The sequence below is a fragment of the Cellulosimicrobium composti genome, assembly GCF_009711085.1.
Classification (GTDB): Bacteria; Actinomycetota; Actinomycetes; order Actinomycetales; family Cellulomonadaceae; genus Cellulosimicrobium; species Cellulosimicrobium composti.
The window spans coordinates 37,010-59,986 of sequence record NZ_WMKA01000008.1 but is presented as its reverse complement, the minus strand read 5'-3'; the positions used below and the strand labels follow the sequence as shown (position 1 = coordinate 59,986).

Below are 22,977 nucleotides of genomic sequence, written 5' to 3'. Positions count from 1 at the left end.
ATGAGGGCATGGACTTTTCGGACGCGGCGACGGACGGTCGCGCGCCCACTCGCACCGTCACCGACGACGTGTGGCTCGTCATCCCGCTCTACAACGAGGACGCGGTCGTCGGCGGCGTCGTCGCCGAGGCGCGCAAGACCTTTCCGAACGTCGTCTGCGTGGACGACGGCAGCACGGACGACTCCGCGGCACGGGCACGCGAGGCGGGCGCCATCGTGGTCCGTCACGCGGTGAACCTTGGCCAGGGGGCAGCGCTCCAGACGGGCATCGAGTACGCGCGCGACCAGGAGGGCGCGCGCTACCTCGTGACGTTCGACGCGGACGGTCAGCACCAGGTCGAGGACGCCGTCGCCATGGTGGAGCTGGCCCGCTCCGACGACCTCGCTGTCGTCTTCGGCTCGCGCTTCCTCGACGACCGCACCAAGCCCGGGCTCCTCAAGCGGCTCGTGCTCCGGACGGCGGTGTGGTTCACGAACCAGAGCACGGGTCTGCGTCTCACCGACGCGCACAACGGCCTCCGGGTCATCCGCGTGGACGCCGCACGGAAGGTCGACCTCACGCAGGACCGCATGGCGCACGCGAGCGAGATCGTCCTCCAGCTCGGCCGGACGCGCCTCCCGTGGCGCGAGCACCCGGTTCACGTGCTCTACACGGACTACTCCAAGGGCAAGGGCCAGTCGCTCTGGAACTCCGTCAACATCCTCGTCGACCTCGTCTTCAAGTAGCAGGGATCGGTCATGCTCATCCAGGTCATCCTCGTCGCCGCGGTCGTGGTGGTGACCGTGCTGCTCACCCGGTCGACCACCAACGCACGCCACCAGGCGATCCGCCGGCTGCTCCTCGTCGGGTTCGTCATCGCCGCCGTCCTCGCGATCTTGTTCCCCGAGGCACTGACCTTCGTCGCCAACCTGCTCGACGTGGGTCGCGGTACCGACCTCCTGTTGTACGCCCTGGTGATCGCGTTCGTCAGCTTCATCGCGACGAGCCACCGTCGGGCCAACCAGCTTGAGCGCAAGATCACGGTCCTGACCCGCGAGCTGAGCCTCGCCGAGGCCCGGCTCGAGCGCGTGGACGACTCCGCCGTCCAGCTCGAGAATGCAGAGCCAGGGCCCGTCCTCGGGGACGACGAGCGCAGCCGTCGGACCGCGGCCCCCCGCGAACTCTAGGTTCCACAACTCCTCCACGCGCCGAGCCCGCCCCCCGCGCCGTGGCATCGCACACGCCGCTTATGCTCGTTGCCCGTGACGTCCCGTTCCCGTGCCCAGGCTCGCACCGCGGCTGCCGACCGGCAGTCGCGCGGGCCGTCGCACGCGCGGGCTCTCCGTACGCACGGCGCAGCCAGGACGGCCGGCCTCGTCGCGACCGCGGTGCTCGCGTTCGGCGCGGTGGGCGGCGCGGCCGCGGTGTCGAACATCGTGGGGAACATCTCGGGTTCGAGCGCTCTCGACCTGGTCGAGGACCGTCCTGCGCCGTCGACGCCCGACCCCGACGACCCCAACGCCGGCAAGCCGCTCAACATCCTTGTGATGGGCTCGGACGAACGCGGGGGCGAGAACGGCCACGAGGTCGAGGGCGTCGAGGGCATGCGATCGGACACGACGATCCTCGTGCACGTCTCCGCGGACCGCTCGCGCGTCGAGATGGTCTCGATCCCGCGGGACTCGCGCGTCGACGTCCCGGCCTGCAACACGACGAGCGGCAAGACGACCGCACCCGCGAACACGCGCTTCAACGCGGCGTTCGCGAACGGCGCGACCGTCGGCGGCGACGTCGACTCCGCCGCCGCGTGCACGGTGCAGACGGTCGAGAGCCTCACCGACGTGTTCGTCGACGGCTTCGTCGTGGTCGACTTCGCCGGTTTCCAGAACATGGTCACGGCGATCGGGGGCGTCCCCATCTGCATCCCGGAGGCGATCGACTCGCCCAAGGCGGACCTCCAGCTCGCCGCGGGCTGGCAGACGCTGGACGGCGCCCAGGCGCTCGGGTTCGCGCGGGCCCGCTACGGCGTGGGCGACGGGTCGGACCTCAGCCGCATCAGCCGTCAGCAACAGCTCCTCGCCGCGACGGTGAACCAGGTTCTCTCGAAGAACGTGCTCTCGGACCTCGGTCAGATCTACGGGTTCGTCGACGCGGGCACCAAGTCGCTCACCATGAGCGACAACCTCTCGTCGATCCCGAGCCTCGCCGGGCTCGCCTTCAGCCTCAAGGGCGCGACCAGTGGCAACATCACCTTCATGACCGTTCCGAACGCGCCGGACCCGCAGGACCCCGACGCGAAGGTCGTCTGGACGTCAGAGGCCGACGAGCTGTGGGCGAAGGTGCGCGCCGACGAGCCGATCGTCGCGCCCGCACCCGCCGCCGACGAGACTGGCGGACCCGACGGCGCGGTCGAGGCCACGGAGCCGCCGTCACAGGCCGGGGAGAGCGCAGACGTGCCGCCGGACGACGCGTCCTCGGAGCCCGCCCCGGTGCAGACGAAGGAAGCCGGCAAGGAGGCGTTCTCCGCCGCCGACGAGACCGCGCAGTGCGGGTGACGCCATGACCGACCCGTCGCGCGACCCCCGGTCGCTCCCTCCCAGCTTCACGCCGCAGGGCGGCCGCGCCCCGCGGCCGTCGTCGGTCGACGACGCGATCGCGGTGGGCAACAGCGGACGCGCCCAGGCGCGACCCCGTCCCTCCGCCCCCGACGACGCCGTGCGGCTCGAGCCGCGCATCAAGCGCCAGTCGTCGCGCGAGATCCCCGTGACCCCGGCGCGCAAGGGCACGCCCCCGCCCGCGCCTCCCGCCCGCAGCCCGCGCGCGCGAACGAGCTCGGCGGCGTCGGGCCTCCCCCCGTCCGTCGCTCCGGCGCGCCAGCCCGGACAAGCAGCGTCGACTCCCCCGCGCGTCTCGTCCGCGCCTCGCGCGGGCGCCCAGGCCGTGCCGACGTCGCCGCGGAGCCGCCCGAGCGCGTCCCCGCGCCCACGCACGGGCGGGCCGGGAGACCGGGGCGGTCGACCGCCGTCGGGCCCGGCCGCACCGCGGACCGGCGGGGGCGGCTTCCGCGTCCGCAAGGGCCGCGTGGTCGGGCTCGTCGCCTGCGTCGTGATCGTCGCGCTCCTCGCCTGGCCGGTGGGCCTGCTCATCTGGGCGAACGGCAAGATCCAGCACGTCGAGGCCCTCTCCGGCGCGCCCGGCACACCCGGGAACACCTACCTCCTCGCCGGCTCGGACGCGCGCGGCGAGGGCATCAGCGAGGACGGCACCGAGGGCGCGCGCACGGACACGATCATGATCCTGCACGCCCCGCCGAGCGGCCCGGTCGCGCTCATCAGCCTCCCCCGCGACACGTACGCGGAGATCCCCGGCAACGGCGCGAGCAAGCTCAACTCGGCCTACTCGTGGGGCGGCCCGCCGCTGCTCGTGCAGACCGTCGAGCAGCTCACCGGCCTCACGGTCGACCACTACGTCGAGGTCGGGTTCGGCGGGGTCGAGGGCATCGTCGACGCCGTCGGCGGCGTCGAGCTGTGCCTCGACTACGACGTGAACGACCCGAGGAGCGAGCTCGTCTGGACGGCCGGGTGCCACGTCGCCGACGGCCACACCGCGCTCGCGTTCTCGCGAATGCGCTACTCCGACCCGAAGGGTGACATCGGACGCGCCGAGCGCCAGCGCCAGGTGATCGGCGCCATCAGCTCGAAGGCGGCGAACCCGAGCATCCTGTTCCGCCCGGGCGACCAGGTCTCGCTGCTGGACTCGGGTCTCGGATCCCTCACGGTCGACCAGAGCACCGGCATCATCGACCTGGGCAAGCTCGCGCTCGCGTTCCGCAAGGCGAACGGTCCCGACGGCATCACGGGCACACCGCCGATCTCGAACCCCGACTACCGCCCGGGCGGCAACGTGGGGTCGACCGTGCAGCTGGACCCCGACACCGTCGGCCAGTTCTGGGTCGACGTCCGGGATGGAAAGCTCCCACCAGGCCAAGTCGGCGGCTTGCCTCAGTAGTTGGCTACCACCGACTGCCGCGACAGGAGCTAGCCCGGAACGTCGACGCCACCCACACGTCGCACCTCTTGGAACTCCACCCGGAGGAGTCCTGCTGGCACGTCACCGACGGCCACCCGAAAGACACCGGGGCTGAGGTCGTCGGTGCACGCGTGGACGAATGCCTCGTCCGGTGACGTGTCCTGGAACGTCGACGACGAGAACTCGACGAGGAACCTTGCCGTGTAGGGCGGGTCCGCCTCGAGCCACCGACCGGAACGAGGGACCTCGGGGCACGTCGAACTGCCCCAGGTCACGAGCACGAGTTCGTCGATCGAGTCCGAGCGCAGCGCATACGGCGTCTGCTGGTCGCCGATCGCACGGGCGAGCGCCGCTTCGACTGCCGCGCCGTACACAGGGTCGTCGCTCGAAACCTGTTCCGCCTCCAGGGGCTCGAGGACCGTCGTCGAGCCTTCCACCGACCGAACGGAGGCTGTCGCGCCAGGAGTCTCCACCTGTGCGGCTCTCCCGGCCGCGCAGCCTCCGAGCACGAGAAGCGTCGACATCACAGCAACGACGTGAATCGGACGGGGCGGATGCTTCCTCATGACCGAAGTATGTCGTCTGCCGCCCATCCTTTGCAGGTTTCGGCGCGTCAGGACCGCGCGGTGCGTGGCTCCTCTGACCGCGACGCGCGCAGGCGTGCACCCTTCGCGCGGGCCTGGTCGCCCAGGTCCGCCTGGAAGGCGACCATCTTGTCCCGCAGGCGCGCGGCGTCGTCGTCCGTGCCGGCCGCGAGGATGCGCGCGGCGAGCAGACCCGCGTTGCGCGCCCCGCCGACGGAGACCGTCGCGACGGGCACGCCCGCGGGCATCTGCACGATCGACAGGAGCGAGTCCATGCCGTCGAGGTGGCGCAGCGGCACGGGGACCCCGATGACGGGCAGGGGCGTGACGGCCGCGAGCATGCCCGGCAGGTGGGCCGCTCCCCCGGCGCCGGCGACGATCACGCGCAGGCCACGCTCGGCGGCCGTCCGGCCGTAGTCGATCATCTCGACGGGCATGCGGTGCGCGGACACGACGTCGACCTCGACGGGGACGCCGAACTCGGCGAGCGCGTCGGCCGCCGCCTCCATGACGGGCCAGTCGGAGTCCGACCCCATGACGATGCCGACGACAGGGTTCTCGCTCATGCTCGCTCCTCGTTCGGGGTGCCCTCGGGGTCCTCGCCCCGCAGGACGGCGGCCGCGGCGAGCGCCCGACGCCGGACCTCGTCCAGGTCGTCGCCGCTCACGTTCACGTGGCCGAGCTTGCGCCCGGGGCGCACGCCCTTGCCGTACAGGTTGACCTTCGCGTCAGGGTACGCGGCGAGCACCGCGGGCAGCGCGTCGGTCAGCTCGTCGAGCGTCGAGCCGAGGACGTTCGCCATGACCGTCCACCGCGCGGTCGGGGCGGTGTCCCCGAGCGGGAGGTCGAGGACGGCGCGCAGGTGCTGCTCGAACTGGCTCGTCACCGCGCCGTCGATGGTCCAGTGCCCCGAGTTGTGCGGGCGCATCGCGAGCTCGTTGACGAGCACGCGCGGACCGTCCTCGCCCGCGACCTCGAACATCTCGACCGCGAGCACGCCGGTCACCCCGAGGCCCTCCGCGATCCGCACGGCGGCGTCGCGCGCGCGCTCCGCCTCGGCGTCGGTGAGGCCGGGAGCGGGCGCGATCACCTCGGCGCAGACGCCGTCGCGCTGGATCGACTCCACGACGGGCCACGTGCGCACCTCGCCGCGGCCCTCGGCGCCGCCGCTCGGTCGCCGCGCGACGAGCACCGCGAGCTCGCGCGTGAACGGCACCTTCTCCTCGACGAGCAGCTCGGGGCCGCCCGTGGCCGCCGCCTCGATCCACTCCGCGACCTGCTCGGGCCCGCCCGCGGCGAGCGACACGACGCGCACGCCCTTGCCGTCGTAACCGCCGCGCGCCGTCTTCACGACGGCCTCGCCACCGACCTCGGCGAGGAAGCCGGTCAGCGCGGTCCGGGCGTCCGCCGGGTCCGTGGGGAGCGCGGCCCAGCGCGGGCACGGCACGCCCAGCTCGGTGAGCCGGCGCCGCATGACGATCTTGTCCTGCGCGTGCACGAGCGCGTCCGGGCCGGGCCGCACGGGCGTCCCGTGCTCGAGGAGGTCGGTGAGCAGCGCGTTCGGGACGTGCTCGTGCTCGAACGTGAGGACGGCCGCAGGCGCGCCGTCGGCCGGGGCGATGAGGGCGCGGACCGCTGCCTCGTCGGATGCGGCGCCCACGGGCGCGTCGACCACGACCTGGGCGGCGGACGAGTCCGCGGCCTCGACGAGCACGCGCAGGTGCACACCGAGCTCGCCGGCCGCGGGGGCCATCATGCGTGCGAGCTGTCCTCCGCCGACCACGGCGATCACTGGGGCTGCCACGTGCACCCACCCTAGTGCCTGGGCGCCGCGCGCCCGCGCGCCGCCCGCTCGTCGGACGCCCGCGTCCCGGCGCCCGCCGGGGTACGGCCGCGGGACGCCCGGTAGCCTCGAGGGATGACGAGCGACCTGGACCGGCGGACGGAGGCCCTCGCGGCACCCGCGCCGCGCCGCGAGCGCGTGCTCGCCCGGGTGCGCGAGCTCGCGAAGTTCGGGTCCGTCGGCGCGGTCGCCTACGTCGTCGACCTCGGGCTGTTCAACCTGCTGAGCTTCGGCCCGGGCGAGGTCCTCGGGCACAAGCCCCTCACGGCCAAGGTCCTGTCGGTCGCGGTCGCGACGCTCGTCGCCTGGGTGGGCAACCGGTACTGGACCTTCTCCGCGCGACGCACGGCTACGCGCGGCCGCGAGCTCGCCGCGTTCGTCGTGGTCAACGTGGGGGGCATGCTCATCGCCGTCGGGTGCCTCGCCATCTCCACCTACGCGCTCGGTCTCACGTCGCCGCTCGCCAAGAACGTGTCCGCGAACGTCGTGGGTCTCGCGCTCGGCACCGCGTTCCGCTACCTGGCCTACCGCCGCCTCGTCTTCACGGGCGACCGGACGCCCGAGCCCGCCACGACGCCCGGCGCCTGATCCGGCACCCGAGCCCGGTCAGGGGGCCGGGCAGCACCGGCCCGCCGGCGAGCAGGGACCCGTGATCGGGAGCCCGGTGAGCGGGGAGCGCGCGCCTCAGCCGCGGCGACGACGCCGGCGACCGGACGCCACCACCGTGCCCGCGGGGAGCACCACGCGCGGGTCGAGGCGGCGCGGGACGCCCGCGAGGAACAGTGCGAACACCGCGGGGCGGCGCTGCGCGAGCTCGAGCCGGCCGCCGTCGGACGCCGCGAGGTCGCGCGCGAGGGCGAGGCCGAGGCCCGTGCCGGCCCCGGACGTGACCTCGCGCTCGAAGATGCGGGGCGCGAGGTCGTCGGGGACGCCGTCGCCCTCGTCGGAGACCTCGGTGACGATCGCGCCGCTCGTGCCCGACGGCCGCGCGCGGACCGTCGTCGTGCCGCCGCCGTGCTTGAGCGAGTTCTCGATGAGCGTGGCCAGCACCTGCGCGAGCGCGCCGGGAGTCGCGAGCACCTGGTACTCCGCGGGCACGTCGACGACGAGCCGGCGCCCGGCCTTCTCGAACGTCGGCACCCACTCCTCCTCCTGCTGGTGCACGACGTCGAGGAGGTTCACGGCCTCCGTCGTGCCGCCCTGCGCGCGGCGCGAGGAGGCGAGGAGGTCGTCGACGACCCCGACGAGCCGCTCGACCTGCTCGAGCGAGATCCGCGCCTCCTCCTGCACGTCCGGGTCGTCGGACGCGAGGGAGATCTCCTCGAGCCGCATGCTCAGCGCGGTGAGCGGCGTGCGGAGCTGGTGCGAGGCGTCGGCCGCGAACTGGCGCTCGGCCGCGAGGCGTCCCGCGAGCCGGTCCGAGCTGCGCGCCAGCTCGGCGGCGACGAGGTCGATCTCCTCGACGCCGGACGGCTCGAGCCGTGGGCGCACCTGTCCCGAGCCGAGCTGCTCCGCGGACGCCGCGAGGTACACGAGGGGCGCGGAGATGCGGTTGGCCTGCCACACCGCCATCCCGATGCCCGCGGCGAACGCGACGACGGCCGCCGCGACGACGAGCAGCACGACCTGCGCGGCCCGCAGGTAGGCGTCCCAGTAGGAGACGGTGAGCGTGACGAGCGCGCCGGACTCGGAGTGGACCGGCTGTTCGATCCCCCGGCCCGTGATCTCCTCACCGGCGGTGAGGACGGTGCCGTCGGGCAGGGTGACGTAGACCTGGGCGGGCGGGTCGCTCGCGCGGGGCTGGACCGCGTCCTCGATGACGTAGTCCGGGATGTCGTCCCCCGCGGCGAGGCGCGCGTCGATCGAGCGCGAGAGGCGCTCGACGCGCGACGTGACGTCGTCGACCTCGCCCTGGAGCACGAACCGCGCCCCGTAGAAGGCGAGCGGGAAGCCCAGGAGGATGACCGCGACGGCCACGGCCGCCACCGTCGCCTGCAGCATCCGACGCCGCACGCTTCCCCTCGCTCCCCGTGTCCTCGTCCCCGGTGGGTGTCGGTCAGCTCTCGCCGGTCTCGAAGCGGAAGCCGAGACCGCGGACGGTCGAGATGTAGCGCGGCGCGTTCGCGTCGTCGCCGAGCTTGCGGCGCAGCCACGACACGTGCATGTCCAGCGTCTTCGTCGACCCGACGGGCTCCGACCCCCACACGTCGCGCATCAGGGCGTCGCGCACGACGACCGACCCCGCGCTCGCGACGAGCACGCGCAGGAGCTCGAACTCCTTGGTGGTCAGGTGCAGCTCGCGGTCGCCCTGGAACGCCCGGTGCGCGGAGACGTCGATGCGCACGTCCTGCGCGGCGAGCTCCTCCTCGTCGACCTGCTCCCCGTGCGAGCGCCGCAGGAGCGCCCGGACGCGCGCGAGCAGCTCGGCGAGCCGGAACGGCTTCGTCACGTAGTCGTCCGCGCCCGCGTCGAGGCCCACGACGAGGTCCACCTCGTCGGCGCGCGCGGTGAGGACGAGCACCGGGGTGGTGAGGCCCTTGTGCCGGATCTCGCGGGCGACGTCGAGGCCGTCCATGTCCGGGAGGCCCAGGTCGAGCACGACGATGTCGGCGCCGCCGGCCGAGTCGATCGCCCCTTGACCTGTTCCTTGGACGACGACGTTATAACCCTCACGTGTCAGTGCGCGCGCCAAAGGTTCGGCAATCGCCGGGTCGTCCTCCGCTAGCAGTACGTGGGTCATTCGCTCATGCTAGGGCATCAGTACGACTTCGGTCCCATCGTGTCGCGTGAACTCTGCGACCCTGGTCGGACGCCCCGCGCGCACCCTCTGCCTAGGCTGGAGCGCATGGGATGGTACGAGCGGCTCGGGCAGTGGTCCGACCAGCACCGGTTCGGTGTGGACCTCACCGTCACGCTCGTCCTCGCCGTGGTGTTCGTCCCGGCGTCCGCGGCGTTCTCGGCGTCCGGGGCGAGCGGCTACGCGACGCACGGCGGGTGGGCGGCGTTCTGGGCCGTCCTGCTCCTCCTCCCCCTGCCGTGGCGGCGGTCGCGGCCGCTCGCGTCGGCGATCACGGTGTACGCGGTCGCGCTCGCGCACCTGCTCGCGGGCTACCTCCTCATCTTCCCCGCGGACTTCGCCGTGCTCGTCGCGCTCTACTCCGTCACGGTGTACGGGCCGCGCTGGGCGCACCGCACCGCGATCGCGTCCTCGCTCGCCGGCGCCGTCGTGCTGGGCGTCGCGCTAGGCCTCCTCTCGGGCCGCCTCGCCGACCTCGCCATGATGGTGTTCTTCACGTCCGCGTTCGGCGGCATGACGTTCCTCGCCGTCTGGGCGTTCGGACTCGTGCGGCGCTCGCGCCGCGAGACGATCGCCGCGCTCGTCGACCGCGCGGAGCGGCTCGAGGTCGAGCGCGACCAGCAGGCGCGGATCGCGACGGCCGCCGAGCGCGCACGCATCGCGCGCGAGATGCACGACATCGTCGCGCACTCGCTCTCCGTCATCATCGCCCAGGCCGACGGCGGCCGGTACGCCGCCGCGCACGACCACGACGCCGCGGCCCGCGCGCTGACGACCGTGTCCGAGACCGGGCGCACGGCACTCGCCGACATGCGACGCCTGCTGGGCGTGCTGCGGTCCGAGGCGCCGCGGGTCCCCGGCCCGGCTCCCGCCGTCGGCCCGGGCGGCACGCTCGCGCTGCCCGCCGGCCGCGGCACCGCGCCGAGGGAGAGCGCCGGCTCGCCCTACGGCCCGCCCGCGTCCGGGCCGGCGAGCGGCGCGACGGCGGCGCTCGAGCGCGCGCCGCAGCCCGACACCGCGGACCTCGAGTCCCTCGTCGCGCAGGTCCGGGACAGCGGCCTGCGCGTGTCCTTCGTCCGCGTGGGCGACGCGCGGCAGCTCCCGCCCGGCGCGGGGCTCACGGTATACCGCGTGTGCCAGGAGGCCCTGACGAACGTGCTCAAGCACGCGGGCCCCGACCCGGAGGTCACGGTCGTCGTGCGCTGGGGCGCCACGACGCTCGACCTCGAGGTCGAGGACGACGGGCGCGGCGCCTCGACCGCGGCCGACACGGACGCGCGGCCCGGTGGCTACGGCGTGCTCGGGATGCGCGAGCGCGCCGCGCTCTTCGGCGGCACGGTCCAGGTCGGCCCGCGGCCGGGCGGCGGTTTCCGCGTGCACCTGCGCCTCCCCGTCCCGCCCGCCCCGGGTGCCGCGCCCGGCCCGGCAGCCGTGTCCGGCCCGGCGGCCACGACGGCCGTCCTGCCCGCGCCCGCGCCGTCGGGCAGGATGGGCCCCGCGCGCCCGCCCGGCGCGGCGGTCCCGCCGCCACCCCCGCCCCCGACGCCCGCCTGACGCGCCACCGCACCTCCCCGCGACCGGACCCCGGCCCCGACCGACCGACAGGACACCATGACCGACGCCGTCCTCCCCGACGGGGCGTACGCCCCGGAGACCCACGACCCCGTGCGCATCGCGCTCGTCGACGACCAGCAGCTCGTGCGCGCGGGCTTCCGCATGGTCATCGACTCGCAGCCGGACCTCACCGTCGCGGTCGAGGCCGGGGACGGGCTGCAGGCGCTGCGCCTGCTCGCCGACCACCCCGTCGACGTCGTGCTCATGGACGTGCGCATGCCCCACCTCGACGGGCTGCAGACGACCGCGCGGCTCACCGCGGCGGCGGCCGACGGCGGCCACGCGCCCAAGGTCATCGTCCTCACCACGTTCGACCTCGACGAGTACGTGCTCGAGGCCATCCGCTCCGGCGCGAGCGGCTTCCTGCTCAAGGACGCCCCGCCCGAGGAGATGCTCGCCGCGATCCGCACGGTGCACCGCGGGGACGCGGTGATCGCGCCGTCGTCGACGCGCCGCCTGCTCGAGCACCTCGTCACGGCACTGCCCGCCGAGCAGGTCGAGGACTCGCCCGCGCACGCGGCCGTGGAGGGCCTCACCGAGCGCGAGCGCGAGGTGCTCGTGCTCATGGCGCGCGGTCGCTCCAACACCGAGATCGCGAGCGACCTCTTCGTCGCGGAGGCGACGGTCAAGACGCACGTCGGGCGCATCCTCGCCAAGCTCGGCGCGCGCGACCGCGTCCAGGCGGTCGTCACCGCGTACGAGACGGGGCTCGTGCGCCCCGGCGGCTGATCCGAGCGCGCCTCCGCGACCCCCCGACGCCCCGCCGGTCACCGCGACCCGCGGGGCGTCCGCGCGTCCGCCGCCAGGAGGGGCGCCGTCCGCGCGTCCGCCCTGGGTGGGGCGCCGTCCGCCCGGCGCGGGACGCGTCTACGACCACGGGATGACCCGCCCCGCGCGCAGGACCCGACCGTCGCCGGACGCGGCGGACCGCCCCCGCTCCGTAGCGTCGTCCACGATCCCGGCGCACGCCCTCGACCGCAGGTCGGGCGCGCCGCACGACCGACGACGACGCCCCAGGAGACGACGTGGACACCACCGTGTACCGACCCACCGACCCGGCCCCCGCCGGCCCGCCCGCGGTGCGGGCCCGCTCGCTGCGCAAGACCTACGGCAAGGGCGAGGCGGCGGTCCACGCGCTCGACGGCGTCGACGTCGACTTCGAGCGCGGTCACTTCACGGCCATCATGGGCCCGTCCGGCTCGGGCAAGTCGACGCTCATGCACCTGCTCGCGGGCCTCGACACGGCGACGAGCGGCCACGCCTTCATCGGCGACACCGAGGTCACCGGCCTGAACGACAACGCGCTCACGCAGCTGCGCCGCGACCGCGTGGGCTTCGTGTTCCAGTCGTTCAACCTCCTGCCCATGTTCACGGCCGAGCAGAACATCACGCTCCCCGTCGAGCTCGCGGGCGGCAAGGTCGACCGCGCGTGGCTCGACACGCTCGTGCGCACGCTGGGCCTCGAGGCGCGCCTCGCCCACCGCCCGAGCGAGCTGTCCGGCGGGCAGCAGCAGCGCGTCGCGATCGCGCGCGCCCTCATCGCCGGGCCCGAGGTCGTGTTCGCGGACGAGCCCACCGGCAACCTCGACTCGCGGTCGGGCGCCGAGGTGCTGAGCTTCCTGCGCCGCTCGGTCCGCGAGCTCGGCCGCACCATCATCATGGTCACGCACGACCCGACGGCCGCGGCGTACGCGGACCGCGTCGTGCTCATCGCCGACGGGCGGATCGCGGGCGACATCACCGACCCGACGCCCGAGTCGGTGCTCGCGGGGCTCGACGCCCTGCGCACGCTGGAGGCTCCCGGCGCCGACGTGCCGCAGGCGGTGCGCGCCTGATGCTCCGCCTCACCCTGGCGCAGATGCGCCGCAGCATCGGCCGCCTCGTCGCGGCCGGCGTCGCGATCGTCATCGGGACGGCGTTCGTCACGGCGACGCTCATCGCGGGCGACGTCATGACCCGGACCACGAACGACTCCATCGCGGCGCAGTTCGCGAGCGCGGACCTCGTCGTGTCCGCGCCGGCCGACCTGACCGCCGACGACGTCGACGCCCTGCGCTCCGTCCCGGGCGTGGACGCGGTCGACGCGGTGCAGTTCACCTACCTCGACCTGTCCCACGGCTCGAAGCGCGTGTTCCAGCTCGGCGTCCCCGCGCCGTCCGACCCCCGCTTCCAGGCCCTCGAGGTCGTCGAGGGCTCGATGCCGACCGCGACCGGGCAGGTCGCGCTCCCGGAGGCCGTGGCCGAGCGCCTGGGCGTCGGGATCGGCGACGCCGTCACGAGCTCGCGCAACGTGTGGGACGGCTCCGCGCCCGACGGCGGCGCGTACGAGGAGGTCCGCGACGAGCTGAGCGTCGTCGGCACGACCGCCGACCCGTACGGCGCGTACGCCCAGATGGGCGGCGCCGTCGTCGTGACGGCCGAGGACGTCGCCGCGTGGGAGGCCGCGCAGTCGATGCCCGACGAGCCCGCACGCACCTACTCGGCGGCCATGGTCGGCCTCGCGCCCGGCACGGACCTCGAGACCGTGCGCGCCGCGCTCGTGGCCGCGTCCCCGGACGAGGCCAAGGCCGTGACCCCGGACGAGCACGCGCAGGAGCAGGCGCGCAAGATGACCGGCGACCAGGACGTCTTCACCTACGTGATCCTCGGCTTCGCCGCGGTGGCCCTGCTCGTCGCCGCGCTCGTCATCACGAACACGTTCCAGGTGCTCGTCGCGCAGCGCACGCGCACGCTCGCCCTCCTGCGCGCCGTGGGCGCGAACCGGTCGCAGCTCGCGCGCTCCGTGCTGACCGAGGCGACGATCCTCGGCGTCGTGTCCTCGGTGGGCGGCATCCTGCTCGGTGCTCTGCTCACGCAGGTCGCGCTCCTCGTGGCCCGCGGCGCGGACCTGGGCGTCCCGATCCCGGCGACCATCGCCGTGACCCCCGTCGTCGTGCTCGTCCCGCTGCTCGTCGGCACGGTCGTGACCGTCGTGGCGTCGTTCGCCCCGGCCCGCGCCGCGACGCGCGTCGCCCCGCTCGAGGCGCTGCGCCCGGCCGACGCGCCGAGCCTCGCCCGTGGCGGCGGCCGCGCGCGCCTCGTCGTCGCGAGCCTGCTGACGGTCGCCGGCCTGGCCGTCCTCGGCGGAGGCATCTGGCTCGGCACCACCGGGAACCCCGAGATCGGTCTGCTCGCCGGCGTCGCGGGCGGCGCCCTGTCGTTCGTCGGCGTGCTCGTCGGTGCCGTGTTCTGGCTCCCCGGCGTCGTGTCCCTCGTCGGCCGCCTGCTCGCGGGCACCGGGTCGACGGCGCGCCTCGCCACCGCGAACACGCTGCGCAACCCGCGGCGCACGACCGCGACGAGCACCGCGCTGCTCATCGGCGTGACGCTCGTCGCGATGATGTCGACCGGTGCCGCGAGCGCCCGCACGTCGCTCGACACCGCGCTCGACGAGCAGTACCCGGTGGACGTCCTCGTCGCGACCGACCTCTACGGGTCCTCGGGCGAGGCCGTCCCGGGCGAGGCCGTGCGTGCCGTCTCCGGGAGCGAGGGCGTCGCGCGCGTCGTCGAGCTCGTCGCGGCGGAGGCGACGCTGCCGGACGGCACCCAGCTCACGGTCCACGGCGTCGACCCCGAGCAGGCGCGCGAGGTCGTCCGCACTCCTGAGTCGCTCGCGCCCCTGGCCGAGGGCACGCTCATGCTGTCCGAGCAGGAGGCCGAGTCGTGGGGCATCGCCGACGGCGAGCGGCTCGAGCTCACGGGGCCGGACGGCGCGACGCTCGACGTCGTGGCGCGGACCGGGGCGGTCGGGTGGTCGTGGCTCCTCGCGACGGACGACGCGCGGGCGCTCGACCCGGGTGCGGTCACGTCGCGCCTGTGGGTCGGTCTCGACGAGTCGGCCGACCCGACGCAGGCCGTCCCGGCCATCCAGGACGCGATCGTCGACGTGGACGTCCCGGTCGAGGTCGCGGGCGCGGCCGTCGAGCGCGCGCTCATGGAGAGCGTGATCGACACGATCCTCGGCGTCATCGTCGGGCTCCTCGCGGTCGCGGTCGTCATCGCGCTCATCGGCGTGGCGAACACGCTGTCGCTGTCGGTCATCGAGCGGCGGCGCGAGTCCGCGACGCTGCGCGCGATCGGCCTGAGCCGGGCGCAGCTGCGGTGGATGCTCGCGATCGAGGGCATGCTCATCGCGGGCGTCGGCGCCGTCCTCGGGATCGCGCTCGGGGTGCTGTACGGCTGGGCCGGCGCGGCGACCGCGCTGAGCATCATGGGCGACGTGTCGCTCGCGGTGCCGTGGCGGGACGTGGCCCTCGTGCTCGTCGTGGCGCTCGTCGCGGGGCTCGTGGCGTCGGTCGTGCCGGGCCGGACGGCGGCCCGCACCTCGCCGGTCGCGGCGCTCGCCGTGGACTGACCGGACGACGGGACACCACCGGCCCACTCTCGACGCGCGCCCCTGTGGACGGATCACCCGTCCACAGGGGCGCGCTCGTGCGTGGAGCGGGGCGGCGTACGCCGGGCACGATCGCGCGGTGCCGCTCGTCCTGCCACCCGCCGCGTCCGCCCACCCCGCCGGACCGCCGCCCTCCGTCACGCCGGTCGCTGCGCCCGGCGCGCTGCGCGTGACCGTCCACCCCGGCACCGACGTCCTGCTCGACGCCGGTGCCCGCCTGGGCGACGCGCGCGCCGCGCTCGCGCGCCTCGCGTGCCGTCCCGAGCTCCGCACGGCGCCTCTGGTGGTGGACGGCGTCGCCGTCGACGACGACCAGCGGTGCGGCACCCGCCCCCTGCTCCCCGGCGCGACGCTCGCCGTCCGGGGTGGGCCGTCGACCGCCCGGGAGCCGTCCGGCGTCGGCCGGCGGTCGTCCGGCGCGGAGCCGGGAGCGGCGGGGGCGCACGGCGCCGACGACCCCGCACGCGCCGACGAGGTCCTCGCCGCCCCGCTGCACCTCGCGGTCGTGGGCGGCGCGGACGCCGGGCGCGTCGTCGCGCTGACGAGCGCGCGCGGCCGCGTCGCGCTCGACGGACTCGACGTCCGCTGGCGCGCCCGTCGCCGCGGGACCCGGGTCCGCGTCCGGGCGCCGCGGGGCACGCGTCGTGTCCCCGACGACGCCGGGACGCTCCTCGCGCGCTCCGTCCGGGCGGGCCGCGTGGTCCCGCGGTGGCGCACGACGGCGTGGCGCCCGGGTCACGCGCTCGTCGCCCCGCGCGGCGTCTACGCCCTGCGCCCGCGCCCCGGGCTCGCGCACGGACCGCGCACCGGACCGGCCCTGCCGACGACCGGCGGCACGAGCCCGGGCCGTCCGGGCGCCGCGCACCTCACGACCGCGCTCGCGCCGGTCGCCGCGTCGCTCGCCCTCGCGGCAGCCTTCCGTCAGCCGCTGTACGCGCTGCTCGCGCTGGTCGGGCCGCTCGCGCTCGTGGTGCCCGCGCTGGTCGAGGCGCGACGGCGCCGCGCCGCCGCTCGCCAGGGCGCCCTCGTCGTGGCCGAGCCCGGCGGGGGCGCACGTCCCGGGGTCGCCGACGCACCAGTGGCGGCGCACCTCGACCCGCTGCTTCCCCGGCCCGCCGACGTGCTGACGTGGGCCGCCGTCGCGCGGCTCGCACCCGCCGTGGGTGGTGCGCTCGGGCCCCGCCGGGACCCCGGCCGTTCCACCGGGAGGGCTCCCGGCGGCTCGGCCGGTGGGCCGTCGGGCGTGGGCGCGGTCGGGCCGGTGGCCGGAGACCCGGCCGGTGGCGACGCACCGGCCGGCCCGGTACCTCCCCGCCTCCCGGACGGGTGCCTCGCGGTCGTCGGGCCCCGGCCGCGGGCGCTCGGCGCCGCGCGCGCCGTGCTGGCCGAGCACCTGGCCGCGGGCGCCGCGCTCACCGTGCGGCACCCGCCACCCGCCGCGGCGGACTGGGCGTGGTGCCGGTGGCTGCCCGGTGCGTCGGCCGTCGCCGACCTCGCCGACGTCGTGCCGGGGAGCCCCGCGACCGCCGTCGCGCGGGCGGCGAGCGCCGTCGCGAGCCCCGCACCGTCCGACGCGCCCCGGGTCCCGGTCGCCGACGGGACGGCACCGTCCCGCGCACCCGGGGTCCTCGTCGTCGACGGGCACGCGCCGCCCGGCGAGCTCGCGACCGCGTGGGAGCGACTGCGCGCCGCGGGGACGGACGTCCTCCTCGTCGTCGAGGACGCCGCGCACGTCCCCGCGTGGTGTCGGACCGTGCTGGACGTCACCGGCGCTGCCGCGGTCCTCGTCGGCCCCGACGGCGCCCGGACAGAGCGCGAGCACGTCGCGGCGGGCACGGCGTGGGCCGAGGCGCTCGCGCGCCGCCTCGCCGCCGCGGCCCACCTCGGCCGCCTGGGCGGGACGCCGTCGGGCGGGGCCGACCCCGCGGACCCGACCGCCCCGTCGTTGCCGCCCGACGTCGCGCTCGGCCACCTGCTCGGCGCGCCCCGGGCGCGCCACGACCTCGCGGGATGGGTCGGCGCGCGCTGGGACGACGCGCCGCGCCGCGACCGGCGCGGCCTCCGCACCGTCCTCGGCGTCGACGCGGACGGACAAGCCGTGACGGTCGACCTCGTCGAGGACGGCCCGCACGTGCTCGTCGCCGGGACGACGGGCGCCGGGAAGTCGGAGCTGCTGCAGACCCTCGTCCTGGGGCTCGCGCTCGGGCGCTCCCCCGACGAGGTGACGTTCGCGCTCGTCGACTTCAAGGGCGGCACGAGCTTCGGGGCGTGCGGCCGCCTCCCGCACGTCGTGGGCCAGGTGACCGACCTCGACCCCGGCCTGGCCCGCCGCGCGCTCGACGGTCTGCGCGCCGAGCTCCACCGCCGCGAGCGCGTCCTCACGGCGGCCGGGGCGACGAGCGTCGACGACCTGCCGCGCGGTCGGCTGCCCCGGCTCGTCGTGGTCGTCGACGAGTTCCGCGCGCTCGCCGACGACCTGCCCGAGCTCCTCCCCGGTCTGCTGCGCGTCGCCGCTCAGGGGCGCGCGCTCGGGGTGCACCTCGTGCTCGCGACGCAGCGGCCGGCAGGAGCCGTGAGCGCGGACGTGCGCGCCAACATCACGCTGCGACTCGCCCTGCGGGTGGTCGACGTCGCCGACTCCCGGGACGTCGTCGAGTGTCCGCACGCCGCACTCGTCCCGGCGTGGGCGCCCGGGCGCCTCGTCCTGCGCCGCGGCGCGGAGCCTCCCCTCGCCGTGCAGTGCGCCCGCGCGAGCGGCGAGACGCCCGCCGCGGCGCCCGGGGCGCGGCTCGCACCGCCGTGGCACGTCCCCCGCAGCGCGACGCCGAGCCTGTCGGGCGGCGGTCCGACCGGTCGCCGCGCGGTCCCGTCGGGAGACCTGACCGTGGGTGACCGGTCGGCCGGCCCTCCGTCGGGCGACGCGACGGCGGGCGACGCGACGGCTGGCGATGCGCTCGCACGTCTCGTGGACGCGGCGCGCGAGGTCGCCGCGCGCCGCGGCGCGCGCACGCCGCCGCCACCCTGGCTCCCTCCACTGCCGACGCACGTCGGTGCGGACGAGCTCGAGCGCGCCGAGGTCGGGCCGAGCGGTTCCGCCGTCGGGCAGGACGGTGCTGACAGGTCCGGCGCGAGCGACCCTGCGGGGCTGCCTCTCGCGCTCGGCGACGTGCCCGCGCAGCAACGCCGCGCGGTGCTCCGGTGGGACCCGACCGACGGGCACCTCGCGGTGCTCGGCCGCGCCCGGTCGGGCCGCACGAGCGCGCTGCGTACCGCGGCGTGGGCGGCGCTCGAGCGCGGATGGGCGGTCCACGCCGTCGGGGCGTTCGCCGACCTCTCGTCACACCCCGGGACGGGCACGGTCGTGGGCCGCGGCGACGTGCGCCGGCTCGTCCGGCTCCTGCGGCTCCTCGCCGGTCACGACGACGCCCAGGGACGGCCGCCCGGCCTCGTTGGTCACGACGACGCCCAGGGACGGCCGCCCGGCCTCGCCGGTCCCGACCGCGGGCAGCCGCCAGGCGCCACCGCTCACCACGACGGGCAATCGTCCGGCCCTGCCGGCACCGGGGCGCGGAGGCTCCTCGTCGTCGACGACGTCGAGGCGGTCCGGGCCGCGCTCGCGGACGTGGCCGGTGGCGCGGGCGCCGACCTGCTCGCCGACGTCCTCGCCGAGGGCACCACCGCGGTCGCGCTGGCGGGGAGCGGGCCGACGGTCGGCGGGCTCGCGGCCCACGTCGGCGTGCGCGTGGTCCTCGCGTCGCGCGACCGCCACGACGACGTGTCGCTCGGCGTCCCGAGCGCGCTCGCCGGGCAGGGGGGTCCTGCCGGCCGCGCGGTCTGGCTCGGGCCGGACGACCCGCTGCTGTGCCAGGTCGCGCTGCCGCGGGCCGCCGAACCGGGCCCGGAGACGGACCCGCCCGTGCGCCCGACCCCCGACGCCGACGCCGACGCGCGACCCGGCGGGCGAGCGCACCTCCGTGCGCAGGTGCGTGAGAGCGGCGAAGAGCCGGGCACGGTACGCGTCACCGGCGGGTGGCCGGGCGTGATGCGCCTCGCGCGGCTCCCCGACCGCGTCGACGCGTCCGACCTCGACCGCTCCGACCCGCACCTGCACCTGGACCCCGCCCGGCCGCCGCAGCCGGGGTCGAGCGTGGGACCCGGCCCGGGCGCAGGCCCTCCCGACGACCGCCGCGCGGGCCCCGCGAGCGCGGAAGGATTGCGGGTGCTGGTCGGGCTCGGCGGGGACGACGCCCGCACCCTGTCGCTCGACGTGTCGCGCGGAGCGCTCGTGGTCGGCCCGCCGGGCAGCGGTCGCACGAGCGCGCTGCGGCTCGTGGTCCAGCAGGTCGCGCGCGCCGGTGCGCTGCGGGGCGTCGTCGCCCGTGACGGCGCGGTCGCCGCGCTCGCGCCGCGCGGCACGCCGACGGCGCGGCGGTTCACCCCGTCGGAGGTCGCCGCGCTGCTCGACGCCGTCGCTGCCTCCGGCCCGCCCGTCCACCCGCCCCGCAGACCTTCCGGCGACCCGACACACGCCCCGTCCGGCGGCGGCGACCCGACTCACGGCCCGACCGGCGGCGGCGCTGCGCCCGGCGTGGTCGCGGTCGACGACCTGGACGTGCTCGCCCAGCTGTGCGTCCTCGAGGCCGACCGTCTCGCGACGCTGGCCCGGGACGGGATCGTGCTCGTCGCGACGGCGACCACCGCGAGCGCCGCGACGGCGCTGCGTGGGCCGCTCGCCGACCTGCGGGGCGCCCGGACCGGCGTCGTGCTGGCCCCGGGCGAGCGCGGCAGCTCCGAGGTGTTCGGGCACTCCCTCGCCTGGCTCGCCGAGCCGGGGCGCCCACGTCCGGGCCGCGGCGTGCTCGTCGACGGCGCGCGTCTCGCGCCCGTCCAGGTCGCGGTCCCGTGACGCCGGGGGCGGCACCCCGGCAGCGGTCGGGCTCAGGTGTCGCGGCGGCTCAGGAAGCCGGTCGCGCGTCCCGCGTCGTCGCCTCGACCACGGGGCGCAGCATGAGCAGGACGAGCACCGCGAGCGCGAGCACGAGGGCCGCGACGACCCACGGCGTCACCCCGACCTGCAGGGACGAGACGGCGACGACGCCCTGGAGGATCTGCCAGGTCGCGACCGGGGAGCGCGCCCAGCGCTGGCCCCGCAGCAGGCCGCGCACGCTCGCGGCGAGCACGGCCGCGACACCGAGCGCGAAGACCACGAGGAACCCGCTCACGCCCGCGGACTGCGACCCGCCACGGACGAGCTCGACGAGGATGACGAGGGCACCCACCACGAGGGCGACGATCTCGACGCCGACGCCCGCCACGAGCGCCGTGAGCGCGGCCGGCCGCGACGAGGGGCCGCCGGGGGGCGGCGTCGGGCGCGGTGCGGGCGATGCTGCGGAACGGTCGCGGGAGGGCACGAGAACCCAGCGTACGCGCCGACCTGCGGCTTCACACCCGTGTGACGAAGACCTCACGATTCATGCGGCGGAAACTTTCTCGTCACCTCTTGTGCTGTGCTTCACGAGGTGTGAACCTGGTTCAAGCATCAATCACCCCCGCCTCGAGCCTTGGTCCGGGCAGACCCATGCCGGGCTGCCCCGCGACGAGTCATCACCTCGCGACCAGGCTCCCCTCTGCCAAGGAGACGACGATCATGGACTGGCGCCACCGCGCAGCCTGCCTCGACGAAGACCCCGAGCTCTTCTTCCCGATCGGCAACACGGGGCCCGCGCTCCTGCAGATCGAGGAGGCGAAGGCCGTGTGCCGCCGCTGCGACGTGGTCGACACGTGCCTGAAGTGGGCCATCGAGTCCGGCCAGGACGCCGGCGTCTGGGGAGGCCTGTCCGAGGACGAGCGCCGCGCGCTCAAGCGGCGCACCGCCCGCGCGCGCCGCGCCGGCTGAGCCCCACCCCGCGTCGAGAACGTCGACCACGGGCCGTCACCCTCGCGGGTGGCGGCCCGTCGTCGTTCCCGCACCCGGCCGGCGGCCCGGCACCACCGCCCACGCGACGGCGCGTCTGCGGCCGACGTGCACCGCAGCCCCGACGGCACGACAGCCCGGCCGGCGCGACCGGCCGGCACGTCATCCGCGCCGACGTGCAGCAGCGCCGTCCCCCGACGCGCGCATCCTTCGCCGTCAGCCCCGCCGGCTCACGTCCCGCAGGACGGCCGTCAGCCCTGCCGGTTCGCGTCGCGCAGGACGAGGGAGAGCACGACCTGCGTGCCGCCGCCCGGCCGCGGCGACCACTCGATCGTCCCGCCGAGCTCGTTCGTCACGAGCGTCCGCACGATCTGCGTCCCGAGGCCGCTCTTGGCCGCCTTGCCCGCCCGGGCGACGTCGCCGTCGGGCATGCCCACGCCGTCGTCCGCGACCACGACGCGCAGCGCGGACCCGTCGCGCTCGACCGCGACCTCGACCGTCCCCGCGTCCTGCTTGGCGAGCCCGTGCTCGACGGCGTTCGTGACGAGCTCGGTGAGGATGAGCGCGAGCGGGGTCGCGTCCTCGGCGGGGACGAGGCCGAAGCTGCCGGTGCGGACGGTGCGGACGCTCGTGTCGGCGGACGCGACGTCGGCGGCGAGGCGCAGGGCGCGCCCCACCATGTCGTCGAACTCGACCTCCTCGTCGAGCGTCTGCGACAGGCTCTCGTGGACGAGCGCGATCGTCGCGACGCGTCGCATGGCCTCCTCGAGCGCGGCGCGCGCCTCGGGCACGTCCATGCGGCGGGCCTGGAGCCGCAGGAGCGCGGCGACGGTCTGCAGGTTGTTCTTCACGCGGTGGTGGATCTCGCGGATCGTCGCGTCCTTGGTGATGAGCTCGCGCTCGCGGCGACGCAGCTCCGACACGTCGCGGCACAGCAGCACCGCGCCGATGCGCTGGCCCGACTCCGTGAGCGGGAGCGCGCGCAGCGAGAGCGCGACGCGCTGCGCCTCGATCTCGGTGCGCCACGGCGCGCGGCCCATGACCACGAGCGGGAGGGACTCGTCGACCGGCGTCTGGTGCTCGATGAGGTCCGCGGTGACCTCGGCGAGCGAGCGCCCGACGAGCGGGCCGATGACGCCGAGCCGGTGGAAGCAGCTCAGCGCGTTCGGGCTCGCGTAGAGGACCTCGCCCTCGGAGTTGAGCCGGATGAGGCCGTCGCCGACGCGCGGGGCGCCGCGCCGCGGGCCCGTCGCGGCGTTGGGGAACGGGAACTCGCCACGCGAGATCATCGCGATGAGGTCGTCCGCGGCCTCGACGTAGTTGAGCTCGAGCCGGCTGGGCGTGCGCCCGCTGCCGAGGTTCGTCTGCCGCGCGACGACCGCGATCGCCCGCCCGTCGTGCACGACGGGGATGGCCTCCTCACGGACCGCGTACGCGCCGAACCAGCGCGGCTCGCGCGAGCGCTGCGAGCGCGCCTCGGTGAGGGCGCGCTCGAGCTGGGGGCGCTGACCCTCGGGCGCGAGCGACCCGACGATGTCGTCGTAGTGCACGGTCGCACCGGTCGACGGGCGACACTGCGAGACGGCGACGAAGTTGCCGTCCGTCGTGGGGAGCCACAGCACGAGGTCGGCGAACGCGAGGTCGGAGATCACCTGCCAGTCCCCCACGAGCAGGTGCAACCACTCGTTGTCCGCCGGGCTGAGGTCGGCGTGGCGGGAGATGAGATCACTCATGGCAGACACGGACCCCAGCGTAGAGGGGTCGGACCGGTAGAGTCCCCATCAG

Annotated in this window: 18 protein-coding genes; 11 read left to right on the top strand and 7 right to left on the bottom strand. The window is 75.8% G+C overall.

From position 1 onward, the window contains the following. Positions 1-8 precede the first annotated feature (8 nt). The 4 genes from GJV82_RS05560 (at position 9) to GJV82_RS05545 (ending at position 3,987) form a co-directional block, all read left to right on the top strand. Positions 9-725 (top strand): glycosyltransferase family 2 protein, encoded by a 717-nt coding sequence (locus GJV82_RS05560; protein ID WP_155098529.1) that lies wholly within the window; start codon positions 9-11, stop codon positions 723-725. A 12-nt stretch (positions 726-737) separates the two neighbouring features. Further along, complete coding sequence (locus tag GJV82_RS05555; protein ID WP_155098528.1) at positions 738-1,166, top strand: DUF2304 domain-containing protein; 429 nt, start codon at positions 738-740, stop codon at positions 1,164-1,166. 75 nt (positions 1,167-1,241) lie between these two features. Further along, the gene (locus GJV82_RS05550; protein WP_318657315.1) at positions 1,242-2,534 is read left to right on the top strand and encodes an LCP family protein; all 1,293 of its coding nucleotides are present in this window, start codon (positions 1,242-1,244) and stop codon (positions 2,532-2,534) included. Between the two features lie 4 nt (positions 2,535-2,538). Then, positions 2,539-3,987 (top strand): LCP family protein, encoded by a 1,449-nt coding sequence (locus tag GJV82_RS05545; protein ID WP_155098526.1) that lies wholly within the window; start codon positions 2,539-2,541, stop codon positions 3,985-3,987. Positions 3,988-4,016: 29 nt separating this feature from the next. On the opposite strand, the gene GJV82_RS05540 is transcribed toward GJV82_RS05545, so the two are convergent. The 3 genes from GJV82_RS05540 to GJV82_RS05530 are packed head-to-tail and all read right to left on the bottom strand — an operon-like array spanning position 4,017 to position 6,396. Beyond that, entirely contained in the window at positions 4,017-4,574 is a 558-nt protein-coding gene (locus GJV82_RS05540; RefSeq protein WP_155098525.1) for a hypothetical protein, read from the bottom strand. 47 nt (positions 4,575-4,621) lie between these two features. Then, positions 4,622-5,158: a 5-(carboxyamino)imidazole ribonucleotide mutase gene (gene purE, locus GJV82_RS05535; protein ID WP_155098524.1), complete on the bottom strand. Its 537-nt coding sequence runs from the start codon at positions 5,156-5,158 to the stop codon at positions 4,622-4,624. Beyond that, positions 5,155-6,396: a 5-(carboxyamino)imidazole ribonucleotide synthase gene (locus GJV82_RS05530; protein WP_318657314.1), complete on the bottom strand. Its 1,242-nt coding sequence runs from the start codon at positions 6,394-6,396 to the stop codon at positions 5,155-5,157. Before GJV82_RS05530 ends, purE begins: the two co-directional genes overlap by 4 nt. Before the next feature lie 114 nt (positions 6,397-6,510). Here GJV82_RS05530 and GJV82_RS05525 point away from each other — a divergent pair, with 114 nt between their 5' ends. Continuing rightward, positions 6,511-7,023: a GtrA family protein gene (locus tag GJV82_RS05525; protein ID WP_155098523.1), complete on the top strand. Its 513-nt coding sequence runs from the start codon at positions 6,511-6,513 to the stop codon at positions 7,021-7,023. 96 nt (positions 7,024-7,119) lie between these two features. Here the strand turns inward: GJV82_RS05525 and GJV82_RS05520 are convergent, their stop codons facing one another. Both GJV82_RS05520 and GJV82_RS05515 read right to left on the bottom strand, forming a co-directional pair. Next, positions 7,120-8,448: an ATP-binding protein gene (locus tag GJV82_RS05520; RefSeq protein ID WP_024839405.1), complete on the bottom strand. Its 1,329-nt coding sequence runs from the start codon at positions 8,446-8,448 to the stop codon at positions 7,120-7,122. A gap of 43 nt (positions 8,449-8,491) precedes the next feature. Continuing rightward, positions 8,492-9,175 (bottom strand): response regulator transcription factor, encoded by a 684-nt coding sequence (locus tag GJV82_RS05515; protein WP_024839406.1) that lies wholly within the window; start codon positions 9,173-9,175, stop codon positions 8,492-8,494. Positions 9,176-9,280: 105 nt separating this feature from the next. Between GJV82_RS05515 and GJV82_RS05510 the strand changes: the two genes are divergently transcribed. The 5 genes from GJV82_RS05510 to GJV82_RS20670 all read left to right on the top strand — a co-directional run bounded on the left by GJV82_RS05510 (position 9,281) and on the right by GJV82_RS20670 (position 20,184). Then, complete coding sequence (locus tag GJV82_RS05510; protein WP_155098521.1) at positions 9,281-10,786, top strand: sensor histidine kinase; 1,506 nt, start codon at positions 9,281-9,283, stop codon at positions 10,784-10,786. 57 nt (positions 10,787-10,843) lie between these two features. After that, positions 10,844-11,575 (top strand): response regulator, encoded by a 732-nt coding sequence (locus GJV82_RS05505; RefSeq protein WP_115943021.1) that lies wholly within the window; start codon positions 10,844-10,846, stop codon positions 11,573-11,575. A gap of 296 nt (positions 11,576-11,871) precedes the next feature. Next, a complete protein-coding gene (locus tag GJV82_RS05500) occupies positions 11,872-12,681 on the top strand; it encodes an ABC transporter ATP-binding protein (protein WP_318657313.1) in 810 nt (269 codons plus the stop codon). A gap of 23 nt (positions 12,682-12,704) precedes the next feature. Next, positions 12,705-15,239 (top strand): ABC transporter permease, encoded by a 2,535-nt coding sequence (locus tag GJV82_RS05495; protein WP_225873124.1) that lies wholly within the window; start codon positions 12,705-12,707, stop codon positions 15,237-15,239. 118 nt (positions 15,240-15,357) lie between these two features. Next, positions 15,358-20,184, top strand: a complete 4,827-nt coding sequence (locus tag GJV82_RS20670) for an FtsK/SpoIIIE domain-containing protein (RefSeq protein ID WP_155098519.1) — start codon at positions 15,358-15,360, stop codon at positions 20,182-20,184. Between the two features lie 49 nt (positions 20,185-20,233). On the opposite strand, the gene GJV82_RS05485 is transcribed toward GJV82_RS20670, so the two are convergent. Then, positions 20,234-20,689 (bottom strand): hypothetical protein, encoded by a 456-nt coding sequence (locus tag GJV82_RS05485; RefSeq protein ID WP_155098518.1) that lies wholly within the window; start codon positions 20,687-20,689, stop codon positions 20,234-20,236. Between the two features lie 236 nt (positions 20,690-20,925). Between GJV82_RS05485 and GJV82_RS05480 the strand changes: the two genes are divergently transcribed. Continuing rightward, the gene (locus GJV82_RS05480; RefSeq protein ID WP_021481972.1) at positions 20,926-21,174 is read left to right on the top strand and encodes a WhiB family transcriptional regulator; all 249 of its coding nucleotides are present in this window, start codon (positions 20,926-20,928) and stop codon (positions 21,172-21,174) included. Between the two features lie 269 nt (positions 21,175-21,443). On the opposite strand, the gene GJV82_RS05475 is transcribed toward GJV82_RS05480, so the two are convergent. Beyond that, the gene (locus tag GJV82_RS05475; RefSeq protein WP_024839413.1) at positions 21,444-22,925 is read right to left on the bottom strand and encodes a sensor histidine kinase; all 1,482 of its coding nucleotides are present in this window, start codon (positions 22,923-22,925) and stop codon (positions 21,444-21,446) included. Positions 22,926-22,977 lie beyond the last annotated feature (52 nt).

Bases quoted from the DNA above. Each gene is read 5' to 3' on its own strand.
- GJV82_RS05560 (WP_155098529.1), top strand. From the start codon at position 9: ATGGACTTTTCGGACGCGGCGACGGACGGTCGCGCGCCCACTCGCACC.
- GJV82_RS05555 (WP_155098528.1), top strand. From the start codon at position 738: ATGCTCATCCAGGTCATCCTCGTCGCCGCGGTCGTGGTGGTGACCGTG.
- GJV82_RS05545 (WP_155098526.1), top strand. From the start codon at position 2,539: ATGACCGACCCGTCGCGCGACCCCCGGTCGCTCCCTCCCAGCTTCACG.
- GJV82_RS05540 (WP_155098525.1), bottom strand. From the start codon at position 4,574: ATGAGGAAGCATCCGCCCCGTCCGATTCACGTCGTTGCTGTGATGTCG.
- purE (WP_155098524.1), bottom strand. From the start codon at position 5,158: ATGAGCGAGAACCCTGTCGTCGGCATCGTCATGGGGTCGGACTCCGAC.
- GJV82_RS05525 (WP_155098523.1), top strand. From the start codon at position 6,511: ATGACGAGCGACCTGGACCGGCGGACGGAGGCCCTCGCGGCACCCGCG.
- GJV82_RS05515 (WP_024839406.1), bottom strand. From the start codon at position 9,175: ATGACCCACGTACTGCTAGCGGAGGACGACCCGGCGATTGCCGAACCT.
- GJV82_RS05510 (WP_155098521.1), top strand. From the start codon at position 9,281: ATGGGATGGTACGAGCGGCTCGGGCAGTGGTCCGACCAGCACCGGTTC.
- GJV82_RS05505 (WP_115943021.1), top strand. From the start codon at position 10,844: ATGACCGACGCCGTCCTCCCCGACGGGGCGTACGCCCCGGAGACCCAC.
- GJV82_RS05495 (WP_225873124.1), top strand. From the start codon at position 12,705: ATGCGCCGCAGCATCGGCCGCCTCGTCGCGGCCGGCGTCGCGATCGTC.
- GJV82_RS05480 (WP_021481972.1), top strand. From the start codon at position 20,926: ATGGACTGGCGCCACCGCGCAGCCTGCCTCGACGAAGACCCCGAGCTC.
- GJV82_RS05475 (WP_024839413.1), bottom strand. From the start codon at position 22,925: ATGAGTGATCTCATCTCCCGCCACGCCGACCTCAGCCCGGCGGACAAC.